Annotated in this window: 12 protein-coding genes and 1 tRNA gene; 3 read left to right on the top strand and 10 right to left on the bottom strand. The window is 68.8% G+C overall.

Going from position 1 to position 16,815, the window contains the following annotated elements:
• Positions 1–3: 3 nt before the first annotated feature.
• The 4 genes from C1877_RS06555 to C1877_RS06540 all read right to left on the bottom strand — a co-directional run bounded on the left by C1877_RS06555 (position 4) and on the right by C1877_RS06540 (position 4,544).
• Complete coding sequence (locus C1877_RS06555) at positions 4–789, bottom strand: acyl-CoA dehydratase activase (protein WP_015540194.1); 786 nt, start codon at positions 787–789, stop codon at positions 4–6.
• Positions 790–963: 174 nt separating this feature from the next.
• Positions 964–1,290: a putative Se/S carrier protein gene (locus tag C1877_RS06550; protein WP_227155885.1), complete on the bottom strand. Its 327-nt coding sequence runs from the start codon at positions 1,288–1,290 to the stop codon at positions 964–966.
• 4 nt (positions 1,291–1,294) lie between these two features.
• Positions 1,295–2,572 carry a double-cubane-cluster-containing anaerobic reductase gene (locus tag C1877_RS06545; RefSeq protein WP_015540195.1) on the bottom strand — a complete coding sequence of 426 codons (1,278 nt, stop codon included), beginning with the start codon at positions 2,570–2,572 and terminating at the stop codon, positions 1,295–1,297.
• Positions 2,573–3,722: 1,150 nt separating this feature from the next.
• A complete protein-coding gene (locus tag C1877_RS06540; RefSeq protein WP_114568811.1) occupies positions 3,723–4,544 on the bottom strand; it encodes a formate/nitrite transporter family protein in 822 nt (273 codons plus the stop codon).
• Between the two features lie 307 nt (positions 4,545–4,851).
• On the opposite strand from C1877_RS06540, the gene selA reads away from it, so the two are divergent.
• From selA to C1877_RS15310, 3 genes are all read left to right on the top strand, one after another.
• A complete protein-coding gene (gene selA / locus C1877_RS06535) occupies positions 4,852–6,318 on the top strand; it encodes an L-seryl-tRNA(Sec) selenium transferase (protein WP_114568730.1) in 1,467 nt (488 codons plus the stop codon).
• On the top strand, positions 6,315–8,255 hold the full coding sequence (selB, locus tag C1877_RS06530; protein WP_114568729.1) for a selenocysteine-specific translation elongation factor: 1,941 nt from the start codon (positions 6,315–6,317) through the stop codon (positions 8,253–8,255). Before selA ends, selB begins: the two co-directional genes overlap by 4 nt.
• Before the next feature lie 461 nt (positions 8,256–8,716).
• A tRNA-Sec gene (locus C1877_RS15310) sits at positions 8,717–8,813 on the top strand.
• Positions 8,814–9,164: 351 nt separating this feature from the next.
• Here the strand turns inward: C1877_RS15310 and C1877_RS16020 are convergent.
• From C1877_RS16020 to C1877_RS06495, 6 genes are all read right to left on the bottom strand, one after another.
• Complete coding sequence (locus C1877_RS16020; protein ID WP_197533105.1) at positions 9,165–9,287, bottom strand: 4Fe-4S binding protein; 123 nt, start codon at positions 9,285–9,287, stop codon at positions 9,165–9,167.
• A 709-nt stretch (positions 9,288–9,996) separates the two neighbouring features.
• Positions 9,997–10,605: a recombinase family protein gene (locus C1877_RS06515; protein ID WP_015540196.1), complete on the bottom strand. Its 609-nt coding sequence runs from the start codon at positions 10,603–10,605 to the stop codon at positions 9,997–9,999.
• A gap of 245 nt (positions 10,606–10,850) precedes the next feature.
• Positions 10,851–12,029, bottom strand: coding sequence for a putative ABC transporter permease (locus C1877_RS06510; RefSeq protein WP_015540197.1), 1,179 nt, complete (start codon positions 12,027–12,029; stop codon positions 10,851–10,853).
• A complete protein-coding gene (locus C1877_RS06505) occupies positions 12,026–14,455 on the bottom strand; it encodes a glycoside hydrolase family 3 C-terminal domain-containing protein (RefSeq protein ID WP_220149901.1) in 2,430 nt (809 codons plus the stop codon). Before C1877_RS06505 ends, C1877_RS06510 begins: the two co-directional genes overlap by 4 nt.
• A 13-nt stretch (positions 14,456–14,468) precedes the next feature.
• Positions 14,469–15,182: a LytR/AlgR family response regulator transcription factor gene (locus C1877_RS06500; protein ID WP_154248429.1), complete on the bottom strand. Its 714-nt coding sequence runs from the start codon at positions 15,180–15,182 to the stop codon at positions 14,469–14,471.
• A 138-nt stretch (positions 15,183–15,320) separates the two neighbouring features.
• Entirely contained in the window at positions 15,321–16,697 is a 1,377-nt protein-coding gene (locus C1877_RS06495) for an APC family permease (protein WP_015540198.1), read from the bottom strand.
• Positions 16,698–16,815 lie beyond the last annotated feature (118 nt).

The following is a 16,815-nucleotide window of genomic DNA, read 5'->3' as shown; positions in this document are numbered from 1 at the left end:
CCGCTAGCCCCTCTCCGCCCGCAGCTCCAACGCGCAGAGCGCCGCGCCCAGGGCGCCGGCGAAGCGGGCTTCGGGGCAGGTGTCCACCGGCTTGCCCAGGCGCGCGGCCAGGCGCTCCACCACGTAGACGTTGTCGCACAGGCCGCCGGTGAGGAAGTACGCCCCGCCCGGCATCTGCGCCGCGAGCGCCGCCACCCGCGCCACCACGGACTCGATGACGCCGTTGGCGATGTTCTCCCGTGGCTCGCCCGCGCCCACGAGCGAGATGACCTCGGACTCGGCGAACACGGTGCACATGCTGGAGATGGCAGTGGGGGTGCCGGCGCGCGCGAGGCGCGCGAGCTCGTCCTGGTCCACCGCCAGGCGGTCGGCCATGATCTCCAGGAAGCGCCCCGTGCCGGCCGAGCACTTGTCGTTCATGACGAACTTTTTCACCACGCCGTTGGCCAGCGCGATGATCTTCGTGTCCTGGCCGCCCACGTCCACCACCACCCCGTCGCGCCCGAACAGGCGCGCGGCGCCGCGGCCGTGGCAGGTGATCTCCGTGACCACCTTGTTCGCGTAGGGCACGGCCACCCGGCCGTAGCCGGTGGCCACAACCGCGACCGTATCCACGTCGATGCCCGCCTCGTCCAAGAGGGCGCGCACGCGCCGCGCGGCGTCCACGCTGCTGAACCCCGTGGGACACAGCAGCGTGCGCGCGAGCGCGCCGCCCCCGTCCAGCACGGCGACCTTCGTGGCGGTGGACCCCACGTCGATGCCCACGTAATGCATGGCCTTCCTTTCCATGAACCGTCCTTGAAACCCTCTGGAACCGCGGCCCGCCGCGGTTTTCGCGCCGCAGGGGCAAGACCCGCCCGCGCCGGCGCCGCGCATCGGCTCCGCCCGTCGGCACGGGCACGGCCCCCGCCCTGCGCCCGGCCGGGCAGCAGCCGGGCCGGGCGCTCGAACGAGGCGCCGCCCTCAGCAGTAGCGGTCCCGGTCGGGCTTGATCTGGCGCGGCAGGCGCGCCACGCCCTCGATGTGAGCGCCGCACCCCCGCGCGACCGCGCGGATGCGCTCCTCGTCGTCGCACGACACGAGCAGGCTCATGCCGCACTCGGCGCGCGCGGCGCGCGGCGTGGGCGAGATGCGCGCGCCCACGCCGGCGCCCTTCAGCGCGCCGTACAGCGCGAGCCCGTCGGTGTGGCTGCGGAACAGCACGTAGCAGTCCACGGGCGCCTCCGGCTGCGTGGCGCCGTCCCGGCCTTCCACCCCGGAGGCGGCGGACTCGTTGCCGACGGGCTCCACGGGCCTACTCCCCCAGCATTTCCACGAACGCGCCCACGCGCGTGCGCAGCTGCTCGGCGTCGTTGTCGGTGTAGTCGGTTTCCAGCGCCAGGCAGGGGATTCCCTCGGCCTCGAGCGCGGCGGCCAGGCTCGGCTTCTCCACGTCGTAGAGCGTGCAGAACTTCAGGTTTGCATCGATCACGCCGTCCACGTGGTACTCGCGCGCCATGCGCACCACGTCGGCGATGCGGCCGGGGTTCGGCGTGAAGCAGGCGCAGTTGTTCTTCATGTAGCGCTCGGAGAGGGCCTGGAACTGGCCTTCCAGCGTGTCGGCGGACTCGTCCACCAGGTTCTCGAAGTAGCGCGTGCCCGTGCACATCTCCTCGCACACCACGGCCGCGCCGCTCGTCTCGATGATATGGTGCAGCTTCCAGTTTGGGATGGCCAGCGGCGTGCCCGTGACCAGGATGCGCTTCGTGCCCGCCGGGAACACGCTCACGCCGTCGACGATGCGCTGCTCCAGCTCGTCGGCCAGCTTGTTCGCCATCTCGGCGCAGCGGGCCGGGTCGTCGAAGAAGGCGATCTGCATCATGAGCAGGGCATCCTTACCGCTGATGGGTATGCAGCCCTCGGCCTTGCGCGCCTCGAACACGCGCGCGAGCGCGCGGCGCTTGTCGTTGATCAGCCTGATGGCCGCGCCCAGGGCCTCGGGCGTGAGCGCGCGCCCGGTGACGCTTTCCACCTCGTGCGCGAAGTCGGCGATCTCGCCCGTCCACTTCTCGATGTCCTTGGGGCGCTTCATCTGCGGCATGTCCATGACGTAGGTGCGCTTGTCGGCGCCGAGTATCTCGTAGGCCTTCTTCTTGCCGTCGCACGTGGTCTCCCCCACGTACATATCCGCCACGCTGAAGTAGGGGCAGGTCTTGCCGAAGTGCGCGCCGAGCGACGCCTTCACCAGCGGGCACATGTCGCTGGGCAGCACCTTCTCGCCCTCGGGCACCCAGAACTGCGAGCCGCCGCACAGGCCGGTCACGGCGCCGCCGCAGGCCACCACCACCTCGTCGGGCACGAACACGCAGAACGTGCCGAACACCTTGCCGCCCTCTTTCTGCAGCTCGATGAGCTCGGCGGGGCGCACGCCGTGTATCTCGGATACCACGAAGTCGTAGAAGGCCATGTTCTCGGGACGGTTCTCCTGGGAGAGGTACGTGTCGCCGAAGGCGGCGGGCAGCACGGCGCACAGCTGGTCGTGCGTCTCCAGGTCCATGTCCAAATCGGTCCACATCTGGCGGTAGTCGGTCATAGGGGCAATCCTCCTCGCAGGGGCCTGCGTCTTGTCTTCTCGTCTGGTTGGGGCCGTGCCCGGGCAGGCGGAAACGCCGCCGGGAACGGCGGTGCAGAACAAGCGGGCGCGGTGGCAGAGGCGCGCCCGCCGGCTTCCCTTGAAGCGCGGTGGGTGGACGGCGATGCGGCCCCGATGCAGAAGGGGGACGCGCCTTTGGCAGAAGGTGCGCGTCCGGAGGGCGGGCTGCCGTCGGAAACCAGTATAGCGCAGGGGCCCGCCCCGCGCGGGACGATCATGATCCGCTCGGTCAGATGTCGCCCGAGCGGGCCGTCGGCGGCGCGGGGGCTCGGCGGCGGCCCGCGGCTCGAGGGCGCGCGTGCTCGCCGCGATGCAGCCGCACGCAGGGGCCTTTGCGCCAGAAGGCGCCGGGTGCGCCGCCTAGGGAACCACTGATTAATTCTCGGATTCGGCTTTTTCGCAGGGCAGGCACCCCGGGCTTGCCGCTCGATCGCGGCGTTCTCCCGACTCGGCAGCAGGCACGGGGCGCCCGCCCTGCGAAGCGCGCGCGGCAGGAGCGTCGATCGGCGGTTCCCCGGGTCCGCAACGGATCGCCGCGCATCCCGAGCGGCACGGCGCCGTGCAAGCCGGCGATCGCGCGGCGACGCCCGCCCGCATCGCCCTGTCTCTTCGGATACGGTAATGGAATCGAAGAAAATTCTCGATATATTACCGTGGCGAACGACGAGGGTTCCGAAACCCCCTTTTAAGGTGAGATAATCGCCTAAATCAGCGCGAAAAGCCGGATATCGGGCATCGGGCGAGAGCTTTCGGACGGGAGATCCCGAGGTTCGGTAATATATCGGGAAAAATTGCGAATCCATTACCGTAGCTCGACCTCCTACCCCATCTTGCAGGGCCGCATGCCCGCCAGCAGGGCATTGCCCGAACCTGGGGAACCGCCGACCACCGGCGCTCGGAGCCCGCGCCGCACGCCGTCGCGAAGCGAGGCGAAGCGGGCTGCAGAAGACGGCCGGATTGGCGATATCGCCAGATCGAGAGAGAAGCATTCCATGGAACGCCGAACCGCCCTCGCAGATGTCCGGAACGCCACCCGCAAGCGCACGGCCAAGCGCGAGGGGCTCCTGCGCCAGACGGGCACGGCTATCCCCTAGCGCGCTTCCTTGCCCCGGTAGGCGTACCAGTACGCGAGCCCCACCAGGGCGCCGCCCGCCACGTTGCCGAGCGTGGCCAGCACGAGGTTCGCCGCCGCACCGCCCAGCGCCACGGCCCCGGCGGCCCCCACGCCGCCCAGAACGTTCAACGCAAGGCCCGTGGAGAGGAAGAACATGTTCGCCACGCAGTGCTCGAAGCCGCACGCCACGAAGGCGGCGATGGGCAGCAGAATGCCCACGACCTTGTCCGTCACCGTGCGCGACGCGAACCCTATCCACACCGCCAGGCACACCAGCGCGTTGCACATGACGGCCTTGAAGAACAGTTCCACGGGGCCGAGCGACGCCTTGGCGGCGGCCACCGACACGAACGTCGCGCCCACCTCGCCGCCGTTCATGCCCTGCACGTTCGCCAGCAGCACGAGCGCCATGGCCAGAAGCGAGCCGGCCAGGTTCCCCAGCCACACCAGGCCCCAGTTTCCCAGCACCGCGCGCCACGGCACGCGGCCCGAGGCCCTCGAGCACACCATGAGCACGTTGCCGGTGAACAGCTCGGCGCCGCAGCAGAGCACGAGCACGAGGCCCAGGCAGAAGCACACGCCGCCCACGAGCCGCTGCACGGCGAAGGGCAGCGTAGCATCGGAGAGGAACAGACAGAAGAACATGCCGCCGAACGCGACGAACGCCCCGGCGAGCATCGCCGAGACGAAGCACCTGCCTGTCGGCAGGGCCGCCTTCGCGCACGCAGCGTCCTCGACCCGCTTTTCCACCTCGGTGGGCGAAAGGGCTTCCAGCCCGAGCCCCGCGCCTTCTTGCATCGCCGCCACGTCGAATCCCCTTCTCCCTGCTTTCCCTTACTGTGCGCAACGCCCGCCGGAGCGCGTTCGGCGGGCGTTGCGGCCCGCAAACGTGTCATTATCGCAGATTCCGGGCGGCTTCGCCGGATAAATTCCCACCGTCTTCCTTCCCTTCTTCCAATTCCTTTAACGCATGCGCCCTTCCCCTCCCCTCCCCGCCCTGCGGGGATTCGCCGCACGCCGCCGTTTCGGGCCGGCGGCCCGGCCCGACATTGGTATACTGCTCGGGAAACCAAGCATCCGGCCCGCTTATCGAGAAAGGCATCCCATGGCACCCACGCCCGCCCGCGACTTGCTACGATCCCTGCCCCCCGTGGAGGAGGTGCTGCGCTCCCCCCAGGTGAGCGCGCTGGCGCCGCTGCTGCCGCACGACATCCTGGCCGACTGCGTGCGCGATGCCGTCGACGCCGTGCGCGGCGCCATCCTGGACGGGAGCCGGGCCCCGGTCGACGGGGGTGCCCTCGCCGACGACGCGTGCGCCCGGGCGCTGGCCTGCCTGCGCCCCTCGCTGCGGCGCGTGGTGAACGCCACGGGCGTGGTAGTGCACACGAACCTGGGGCGCAGCCCGCTGGCCGACGAGGCCGTGCACGCCGTGACGGAGGCGGCGCGGGGCTACTCCACGCTGGAGTACGACACGGACGCGATGGCCCGCGGAAGCCGCCACGACCACGTGGAGGGCCTGCTCTGCGCGCTCACCGGCGCCGAGGCCGCCATCGCCGTGAACAACAACGCGGCAGCCGTGGTCATGGTGCTGGCCGAGTTTGCCCAGGGGCGCGAGGCCGTGGTGTCGCGCGGCGAGCTCGTGGAGATAGGCGGGTCGTTCCGCATCCCCGACATCATGGCGTTCTCGCGCGCCCGCATGGTAGAGGTGGGCGCCACGAACAAGACGCACGCGGCCGACTACGAGCGGGCCCTCACGCCCGAAACGGCCATGCTGCTGAAGGTGCACCCTTCCAACTACCGCATCGTCGGCTTCTCGGAGCAGGTGGGCATGCGCGAGCTGCGCGCGCTGGCCGACGCGGAGAACGAGCGCCGGCGCGCCGCGGGCGCGGAGGGCGACGTGCTGGTGTACGAGGACCAGGGATCGGGCGCGTTCATCAACCTGGCCTGCTTCGGCGCGCATGCCGAACCCACCGTGGCCGAGTCGCTGCGCGGGGGATGCGACCTGGTGTCGTTCTCCGGCGACAAGCTGCTCGGCGGGCCGCAGGCGGGCATTGTGGTGGGGTCGAGGCAGCTTATCGGCCGCCTGAAGAAGAACCCGCTCGCGCGCGCGATGCGCCTGGACAAGATGACGCTGGCCGCGCTCGAGGCCACGCTGCGCCTGTACCTGGACCCCGAGCGGGCGCTCGCCTCCATCCCCACGCTGCGCATGCTCTCGGAACCCGACGACGCCGTGCGCGTGCGCGCCGAGCGCCTGGCCGATGCGCTGCGCAGCGCCGTGCCCGCAGGCTGCGCGCGCATCGAGGTGGTCCCCGAGGTGGCGCGGGCCGGCGGCGGCGCGCTGCCGCTGTGCGACATCCCCACGTTCGCGGCGAGCATCGCCTTCGAGCAGGGCGATGCGCAGGGCTGCGAGGCCTTCCTCGTGTCGAAGCGCGCAGTGCCCGTCATCGGCCGCATCAAGCACGAGGCCGTGCTCCTGGACGCGCGCACCATCGGGGAGGACGACATCGCCGAGGTTGCCGACGCGGTGAGCGCCTACTTCGAGGGATTGGGCTCGGCGGGAGCGGGCGCATGAGCGCCGCCGCGGGCGGGCGCCGCGTCGTGCTGGGCACGGCGGGCCACATCGACCACGGCAAGTCCACGCTCGTGCAGGCTCTCACCGGGGAGGACCCCGACCGCCTGGCCGAGGAGAAGCGCCGCGGCATCACCATCGAGCTCGGGTTCGCGCAGCTGGAGCTGCCGGACGGCAGCGCGCTCGGCGTGGTGGACGTGCCGGGCCACGAGCGCTTCGTGCGCCAGATGATCGCGGGCTCCACAGGCATCGACCTGGCGCTCCTGTGCATAGCGGCCGACGACGGCGTCATGCCGCAGACCGAGGAGCACCTGGCCGTGCTGGAGCTTCTGGGCATCGCGCGCTGCGTGGTGGCCCTCACGAAGCGCGACCTGGTGGACGCGGAATGGGCCGCGTTCATGGCCGACGAGGTGCGCGGGCGCCTGGCGGGCGGCCCGTACGCCGACGCGGCCGTCGTGCCGGTGTCGGCGCGCACGGGCGAGGGCCTGGACGAGCTGCGCGCCGCGCTGGCTGCCGCTGCGCACGGCCTCGTGCGTGCGAAGGACGGCTCGGCGGCACGCCTGCCCGTAGACCGCGCGTTCACCATCAAGGGCTCGGGCACCGTGGTCACGGGGACGCTCTGGAGCGGGCAGGTGGCACCGGGCGACGAGCTGGAGGTGCTGCCCGGCGGCACGCGGGCGCGCGTGCGCTCCACACAGATCCACGGCCAGCCGGTCGAGCGCGCCGAGGCCGGCAACCGCGTGGCCCTCAACCTGGCGGGCGTGGACACCGGGGAGGTGCGCCCCGGCATGCTGCTTGCGCAGCCCGGCTCGGTGGAGCCCACCGACCGCTTCGACGCCTGGCTCACGTACCTGGGGGCGCCCGGCGCGCCGGAGGCGTTGGAGACAGGCACGCGCGTGCGCGTGGCCCACGGCACCACCGAGGTGCCGGGACGCGTGCTGCTCATGGACGGACGCGCGGCGCTCGGTGCCCGCGAGGGCGCCTATGCCCAGATCCGCCTGGACGAGCCGCTGCCGGCGTCGCGCGGCGACCGCTTCGTCGTGCGCTCGCTCACGCCCGCGCACGTGGTGGGCGGCGGCCAGGTGCTGCACGCGCACCCGCGCCGGCGCACGAACCTGAAGCCTGGCGAGAAGGCGCTACTCAACGTCTTGCGCGCCGGCGACGAGGACGGCGCCTGCGACGCGGCGCTCGCGCTTGCCGCGGCGCCCGTCACGGCCGACGTGCTGGCCGCGGCGGCGGGCATCTCGGCCGCGGCGGCCAAGCGGCGCCTCGAGGAGCGCTGCAAGCAGGGCCTCGTGCGCCTGGGCGACGGGGCGGGCGCGCACTTCGCGGAGCGCGCCTTGCTGCAGAAGCTGGACAGCGCGCTGGAGAACGCGCTCCTGCGCTTCCACGCCGAGCAGCCGGCGGCCACGGGCATCTCGAAGGGAGCGCTCGCCGCGCGGCTCCCCGGCGCGCTCACGGGCGCATGCGTCGACGCGCTTGTGGAGCGCGCCCGCGCGGACGGGCGCGTGGTGGTGGACGGCGGCCTCATCGGCCACCCGCGCGCCGGCGGCGGCGCGCGCAAGCTCGAGGAGCAGGCGGCCGAGGCGCTTGCAGCCGTCCTCGGGGCGGCCCAGGCCGCCCCGCCCGTCGTGTCGGAGCTCGCAGCCCAGGCGGGTGTCGACGCGTCCGTGGCGCACCGCGCGCTCGGCGCGCTCGAGAAGGCCGGGCGCATCCGGCGCGTGAGCGGCGAGCTCGCCTTCGACGCGAGCGCCTACGAGACGCTCGAGCAGGCGGCCGTCGCGCTGCTGCGCGCCCAGGGGGGCGCCACGGCTGCCGAGCTGCGCGACGCCATGGGAACCACGCGCAAGTACGCCATTCCGCTGCTGGAGCACTTCGACGCCCAGGGCGTCACGCGCCGCGACGGCGACCTGCGCGTGCTGGGCCCCAAGCGCGCGTAAGCCCTGCCCCGCCTCAGGCCCCGCGACGGCGCCGCACTCCGTCGCGGGGCCTGAGGGCGAATGCCGCCCGGATTCCCTACGGGGGGCCTGGTTCCCTGCGGGGAGCCTCGCCCCACCGGCCTTTCTGCACAGTAATTACCGGTTTTCTACGCATCGTCGGCCCTCGATCGGCAAATCGGGCACCCATCATTTCACCATCAGGGAAAACGCCAGACGCAAACGTCCGGATCTGCACAACGGCAGCATGTTGCGCCCGCGAATCCGCAATAATCGGTGATTTCTGTGCGAGTTCCCCCCGCTGAGACAACGCACTAGCCATCTCGGCCCGGTCGGGAAGGAAGCCTGTTTGCGGCAGGCCCCTTCGGAAACGGCCCCCTTCCGGCAAGATGCCGATTTTTTTGCATTTTGCAGCGTTTTCGGCCGTTTTGTCTTATTATAGTCAACGTTGTTCTTTTGCTCTTGGAGATGGATGGGTCCTGGTGGGCCCCGCGGCCTTCAAAGCCGTTGTGAGGCGCGCAGAACGTCTCGGGTGTGTTCGATTCGCACGCATCTCCGCCAAAGAAACCACGAGCGCCCGCGCCTCCCCCGAGGCCTGGGCGCTTTTCATTCGCAAGAAATTGGGCACTCCTCCTTGCACTCTCAGAAGTACCTGCTTTTAACAATTTTATCCAACTGTCTGGTTTGCTCACAATGTCGCCATAAACGGCACTCGCCGCCTATCCTGCTTCTGCGCGCCATCGACCTCATCCCCTATGCGAATCGCCTTTCCTCGACCAAGGCGGTCGCAAACAGAGATAACTCCTCAACCTGCAAAGAGGTTAACAGGCTGTCATAAAGTACTTAGGTTTAAGCTTTGAAGCACTTCGAGGGAGGGCGCCGATCGATTCTTTCGGTACGGCTGAATCAGTCTCAATTATCGATGGCTGTTTTTATTCGCAACTTGAACGTACAGATTTTGAGACAGCGGCCGCATCCGATGCAACGGATAGCATCGATAACCGGATACAGAAAACCTTCTTCGTCGACTTCCATCGATATCGCTTTTTTTTGGACATTCGAACACGCATGCTGTACAGCCGCAGCACTCATGGCGTCGCGAATACAACTCTGGCAACGTCTTCCGCGCGGTCGGCAAGGCCTTCATCCAGTTCTTGAACCTCGTCGATGTATGCGGATGATATCCTTCGGCAACGATCAATGGCGAACCGTCGCGATACGAATAAATTGAGTTGTCTGGCTTCGCAAAACAACGCTTCAAATCAATCACCCTTCTCAAGCTTTTCTCAGCAAACGCTTAACGTGCAACTTTGCCATATGCGAAAAATGACGCAAAGGGTCTTCGATAAAACCGGCATTCTTCAAGAATGACTCATAGCCATGCGAATAAAACTGTTCCCATAAATTCTTGCGACATCCTGAAAAGCTCGAAGGATGCGAGAGCATCGGATTGCCTGACAGCGCCTCATCAAGCGACGATGCGCGTAAATCCACATTGCAGCAACGCAAATATTCAAGCCCCTCAGAATTGTTCGCCAAAACGAGCGAGACACCCAACCTATCTTTAAAGGCCTGGTTTTCTGTGCCGCTTAGTCCCCAGTAATCGGCTATAGTTATATTGGAGTTTCTCTTTGTCGTAGTATAGGGACATGCATAGCAGCATGGTCTCAACATTCTGTTATCATAGAAAATGTGTTTCCAAGATTCGCTCGCCCTAGTACCCTGATGAACTACGCCCCTTCCGTCACGATATCGCTCCCAATGGCCCCAACCCAAGCTTTTTGAGCGATGTTCGTATGTTGCAGCGCGCGGCGGCCTCTTTCCGCGTTATGCGTCCACCCCAGAAGGCCTCCCGCGTCTCCTGGTAGTTCGCAGGGCGCTTCTTCCTCGGACGCCCGAAGCTCACCCCGCGGGCTTTGGCGGCCGCTATGCCCTCGGCCTGCCGCTGCCTTATGTTCTCACGCTCGATTTGGGCAACGTAGCTTAGAAGCTGCAGCACGATGTCCGCTATCAGCACCCCCGTTATGCCGTCGCGCTCCTCGCGCGTGTCCAATACCGGCATGTCGAGCACCACGACAAACACGCCGCGCGCCTTCGTGACGTCGCGCCATACGTCCAAGATCTCGGCATAGTCGCGTCCCAGCCGGTCGATGCTCTTAACTGCCAGCACGTCGCCCGGCCGCAGCTCGCCCATCAGCCGATGCCACGCGGGCCGTTCGAAGTCCTTGCCGCTCGCCTTGTCGGCGTACACCGCCCCGTCCTCTACGCCGAATGCGCGCAGCGCGTCCAACTGCCTGTCCAGATTCTGCTCGCGCGAGCTCACCCGCGCGTAGCCGTACATCGTCGATGCCATGGCCCCTCCGATTCTCCCGTCGCTTGCATCACGGGAAACAGGCTAAGAGGTGTCCGTGCAATACCGAGGGCAGATCGACCCTCGGGTTCGATTTCATGCTGTTGAAAAATGGGTTTTGGCACCCCGGGAAGAACGCCAGGGAATGCAAAAGGAGCGAGGCCGCCAAGCAGCTTCGCTCCTCTTCTGGCAAATCGAGGCAGTTTGTTTGCACTTCCCCCGAGGCACAGGCGGCCCCGGGCACGCCCTTACCGGCCGATGCGGGTGGCGTCGTCCACGTCCATGGTCATGGTCTGGAAGCGGTTCTGCATGTAGTCGTTGTCGAAATGCTCGGCGTAGAACCGCTCGATGGGCGTGTCGGGCGCCTTGCCCGCCATACGGCCGTACCAGCAGTCGATGGACTGGATGGTCATGACGCCGTCCAGCAGCATGAGCGCCGCGCACACCGCCGTCACGCCGTAGCGCCAGTTCCACGGGATAAGGTTGATGAGCTTCAGCAGCTGCGGCAGCAAAAGCCTGATCCACGCCACGCCCAGCACGCCCCACATCACCATGAACACGAAGTTCGTGCGCCCGTCGATGGACAGGAACGTGCCCGAGTAGTCCCACGCGCGGATGCCGAACGAGAATTCCATGATCCAGCTCGTGAAGTACTCGAACGCCCCGCCGATGACGGCGCTCACGAGGAAGATCACCCACACGGGCTTGTCGTGGAAGCGGTTGAGGGCGATGGTCATGAGCAGCGCGCCGAAGCCGTAGATGGGCGAGAACGGCCCGAACAGCATGCCGGCGCGATCCTGGTACTCGTGGTACAGCGCGAAGTGGAACAGCACCTCGATGATGAGCCCCAGCACGCAGCACACCACGAAGATCCAGAACAGGTTGAAGAAGTTCAGCGTGATGAACCCGCGCTTCGGCTTAGCCTCGGCGGCTCGGCGCCGCTCTTCGCGGCGCTGCTCCTTGTCCATCTTGCGCAGCTTGCGCTGCAGCGCGCACTCCTCGGCAAGCGATGGGTCCAGGTAGCTCGTGACCGCGATGAGGATGACGAGCTGCACGAGGTACCCGATATGGTGCGCCGACAGGCCGAAGAGCATGAGGGTGCCGATGATGGACAGCACCGTGAGCGCCGCCAGCGTGTTCGCCGTGGCCGCGGCGTGCTTCCGACGGTTGCGCAGCAGGCGCACGCCCAGGAACACGAACAGCACGGCCGATGCCGCGAGCACCGCCATGAGCGCGGCGAAGATGACGACGGAGGCCGTGCGGTAGCCGTCGCCCCCCAGCCCCTGGACGAACGATCCGGCCACCGGCACCAGGTCGCCGAGCGAGGCGAGGCCCCCCAGCACGCACAGCGCGCCGAACAGCTTAAGCGGCAACGGCACGCGCTGCCCGTCGGGCATGCGCCCCTCGTCTTTGCGGTCTTCGGTCATGCGTCGTCCCCTTCCCCCTCGGATGGTATCGCCGCGCCGCTGGACGGCGGGGCGGGCTTGAGCGCACGCAGCTTCTTGAAACCGCGCACGAATCGGTAGTTCAGAATGTCCACGGCAGCACCCACCAGGTTCATGTCCATGCCCGACATGGCCAGCGTCCGCAGGGGCGTCTCCATGATGGCCAGCTCGGCCTGGGCGCGGCGGCCGGCATCGCCGGGCAGGAGCAGCCTCAACTCGCGGCGCAGCAGGTAGTGCACGGCGCGCCCGACGAGCGACGCCTTCAGATCGCCCACCGTGGCGTTGGCCGTGTAGGGTCGCAGGGGCACGACCACCTTCGGCAGCACGCGGCCGTACAGCTGCCTGAACGCCTCGTCCGAAAAGCCGCCGGGCCGCACGCGATGGTAGGCCTCCGGGGCGCCGTCCTCGCGGCGCGGCGAGCCCGCCACCTCCACCCGCGCGCTCAGGCGCACGTCGCGGCTCGAGGCGGCCACGCGCACCTCGTAGGCGCCGCCCTCCACCTCCCAAGCACGCATGTCCGCGTCGTAGCAGGCGAAGGCGCGCCTCGGCAGCGGAAGCGTCATGCGGCGGGCCTCTCCCGGCGCGAGCGCCGCCTTCGCGAAGCCCTTGAGCTCCTGCGGCGGGCGGAACGCGCCCGCCTCGAGCGGCGCCACGTACAGCTGCACGGCCTCCCTGCCGGCACGGGCGCCGTCGTTGCGCACGGCGAACGACACGGAAAAGCCGTCGTCCGCCTCTTCAACCCGCAGATCATGGTAGGAAAACTCCGTGTACGACAGCCCGTGGCCGAACGGGTAGGCCACCTCGGCGCCCGCGGCATCGTAGTAGCGGTAGCCCGTGTAGACGCTCTCGCGGTAGCGCGCCTGGCGCCCCTTCTCGGGGAAGTACGCCGCGCACGGCGTGTCCGCCAGGCGCACCGGCCACGTCTCGGCCAGCTTGCCCGAGGGGTTCGCCCGTCCCAGCAGCAGGTCGGCCGCCGCCTGGCCGCCTCGGCAGCCGGCCAGGTAGCACAGCAGGACGGCGCGCGGCAGGCCGCGCCAGGGAAGCTCCACGGGAGAGCCGCCCTGCAGCACCACCACCGTGTTCGGGTTCGCGGCGCACACGCGCTCCACGAGCGCGTTGTGGCCGGCGGGCAGCGCCATGTCGGCGCGGTCGGCGCCCTCGGACTCCGAGGCGTCCGGCAGGCCGACGAACACCACGGCCACGTCGGCCGCGGACGCATTGCGCGCGGCCTCGTCCAGCAGCGAGCCGTCCGTCTCCCCCGTGGCAGCATCGTAGCCCGGGGCGTAGGAGGCCGCCACGCCGGCTGCCGCGAGCGCGTCCCAGGCGCAGTCGAGCGAAACCGGGTTTATCTTCGAAGACCCCGCACCCTGGTAGCGCGGCTCGCGGGCGAAGGCCCCGACCACCGCCACGCGTGCGCCCGGGTCGAGCGGCAGCGCGCCGTCGTTCTCCAAAAGCACGGCCGAGCCCTCGGCCACGGCGCGGGCCACGTCGAGCCGCTCGTCCAGGCTCCGTGCGACGGGCGTCCCCTCCGCGGCCGCATGCTTGGCGTGCAGTTCCAGGATGCGGCGGACGGCCGCGTCCAGCTGTCCCTCGGATACCTCCCCCGCCCGCACGGCCGCGGCCACGTCGGCGCGGTAGTCGGCCCGCGGCCCCGGCATGACCAGGTCGAGGCCCGCGGGCAGGCTCGCCCTGTTGTCGTTCTCGGCGCCCCAGTCGCTCACGTAGGCGCCGTCGAAGCCCCATTCGTCGCGCGCGAGCGCCAGAAGCCCGGCGTCCTCGGAGCAGTACGCGCCGTCCAGCAGGTTGTACGCCGTCATCATCGTCCAGGGCCGGGCCTTCTCCACCGCGATGCGGAACGGCTCCAGGTACAGCTCGTGCAGCGCGCGCTCGTCCACGACCGCGTCCACGATCAGCCGGTTCGTCTCCTGGTTGTTGCAGGCGAAGTGCTTGAGCGACGTTCCCACGCCCCGGCTCTGCACGCCCTCGATGTAGGCGGCCGCCAGCTCGCCGGCCAAATGCGGGTCCTCGCTGTAGTACTCGAAGTTGCGGCCGCACAAGGGGCTGCGCTTCATGTTCACGCCAGGCCCCAGCACCACGGCCACGCCCTGCTCGCGCGCCTCGTCGCCCAGCGCCTCGCCCATCGTGCGCACGAGGTCCGCGTCGAACGAGCATGCCGCGGCGCTCGCCGTGGGGAAGCACACGGCCGGCTCGCTTCCCGCAAGCCCCAGGTTGTCCGCCGATCCCGCCTGCCGCCTCAGGCCATGGGGGCCGTCCGACACGGTAATGGGGGCAACGCCCAGGCGCGGACAGCCGCCCAGCTCCCAGTAGCCCTCGCCCGCGAGGCACGCGCATTTCTCCTCAAGGGTCATGGCCGCTACGGCGGCGGGCACATCGAAGGGCGCTGCCATGGGCGATCCTCCCCTATCCGGCGCAGAGGGCGTCGGTGAAGTAGCGGTAGTAGGCCTCGTGCATCTTGCGGCGCTCCTTCACGCGCACGGGCACGCAGGTGCCGTCGCGCAGGATGAAGTCGTCGCGCACGTCCACGATGAAGTCCATGTTCACGATGAAGCTGCGATGGCAGCGCAGGAAGCGGGGGTCGCTCAGCTCGTCGGCCACGTCGTCGAGCTTCGCCAGGCTGCGATGGCAGGAGCCGTCGGCCTGGTGCAGCAGCACCGCGTGGTCGCGGCTCTCCAGGTAGGCGATGTTGCGGTAGTCGAAGTAGCGGCGCGCGGAGCCCACGCGGAACGCCAGGCGAGGCGAGGTGACGGGCAGCACGCGGTCGAGCACGGCGGCCAGCTTGCGCGGCTCCGCCGGCTTCACGAGATAGCTCGTAGCCTGGACCTCGTAGCTCTCCACCGCATGCTCGCGCGACACGGTCAGGAACACGAGGGGCACGCTGGGATCGTGCTCGCGCAGCTTCCGCGCCACCGCGATGCCGTCATCGCCCTCGAGGTACACGTCGAGGAACACGAGGTCGAACGGGTCGGTGCCCGCGGCCACCTCGGCAACGAGCGGCCCGCCCCCCGAGTACTCCTCGTAGCGGGGACGGTAGCCGCGGGATACGAGATGCCGGTCGACGGCCGCCTTCAACTTCTCCCGTTGCGCCTCGTCGTCGTCGCACAGCGCGATCCTCAAACCCGTCCTCCTCGTGTGTACCCAGTATACGCAATCACGTTTTTTTATTGTCCGACTTCGGGTACGCCGCTGTCCAGTGCCAATTTCGCAGATTTTAAGGCTGTTTACGCTCTTCACGCGTGGAGGGAGGCCGCGCGCTCATCCGCCCAGCGTCACCTCCCGTTTGAGCACGAAACGCAGCACGAGGTAGTAGGCCGTCCCCGCGGCCATCCACACCACGCCGAGCACCTTCGCGGGCACGTCGAGCCCCCACCACGTGTAGCCGATGACCGCCAGGCCGGCCAGCGGCACCAGCAGGTGCGCCACCCAGCGCCCGTCGCGCTTCTTCACGAAGAAGTACCAGATGACGGTCACGTGCAGCAAGAGGAACGCCGTGAGCGCGCCGAAGTTCACGAAGAGCGAGATGGTGTCGGTGCCCAGCTGCCCGAACGTCAGCACGAGCACGAGCGTGAGCCCGCCCACGAAGAGCGTGGCCACGTAGGGGGTATGGTACTTCGGGTGGATGCGCGCGAGCGCGTGCGGCAGGCCGCCGTCGCGCCCCATGGCGAAGAGGATGCGCGACACGGCCGTCTGCGCCGCGAGCGCCGTGAAGATGCCCCAGGCCAGCGCCGTGGCCACGGCGCACACCACGTAGAGCCACCGCCCTCCCACCACCTGGGCCACCAAGTAGAAGGCGTTGCCCTGGTCGTGCGCGAACACGGCGCCGTCGGGGCTGATGCACCCCGCGATGTAGGTCTGCAGCACGAACAGCGCGCCCACGATGGCCAGCGACGCCATCATGGCGCGGCCGGGGCCGCGGCGGCCGTCCTTGGCCTCCTCGGACAGCGTGGCGATGCCGTCGAAGCCGAGGAACGACAGAACGCCCAGCGACACGGCGCTGAACACGAGCGGGAGGCTAAACGTGGAGGGGTTGTAGAGGGGCTGCAGCGTGAAGCCGTGCGAGGCAGGGTCCGACAGGAGCCAGCGCACGCCCAGCACCACGAACACGGCCAGCACCAGCACCTCCAGCACGAGCGCGATGCGATTCACGATGTCGGTGAGCGCGATGCCGCGGATGTTCACGAACGTGTTCGCCACCACGAACACGATGGAGAAGGCCCACGGCGGCACCTCCGGCACGATGCCCGAAAGCGCCGTGGAGGCCACCACGTACATGAGCACGGGGATGAGCAGGTAGTCCAGAAGCAGCGTCCACCCCGACACGAACCCGATGCCCTTGCCCAGGCCGCGCGACGTGTAGGCGTACACCGAGCCGGACACCGGCCACTCGCGGATGAGCATGCCGTAGGACAGCGCCGTGAACACCATGGCCAGCGTGCCCACCACGTAGACGAGCGCCGGCATGCCGCCCGACTCGGTGAACACGCCGCCGTAGATGCCGAACGGCGCGATGGGAACCATGAAGATGAGCCCGTACACGATCATGTCGGGCACGCTGAGCACCCGCGTGAGCTTCGGCTTGCCCGAGCCCCCCTTCGAGGGGGCGCTGCTCGGCGCAGAGGGGGCGTTCGCCATGGGCCGGCTCCTTTCGGCAGGTCGGAAACGGCGCGCGCACCGCGCGCCCGCCGGCCCCGTCGGCCGGCCGTCCGTCCCACTCTAGCGTCCCCGGCGCGCCCGCCCCGGCGCAACCACG

It is taken from the genome of Gordonibacter pamelaeae (assembly GCF_003340385.1).
Lineage (GTDB): Bacteria > Actinomycetota > Coriobacteriia > Coriobacteriales > Eggerthellaceae > Gordonibacter > Gordonibacter pamelaeae.
The sequence above is the reverse complement of the archived record's forward strand: the minus strand, read 5'-3'. Positions and strand labels throughout refer to the sequence as shown.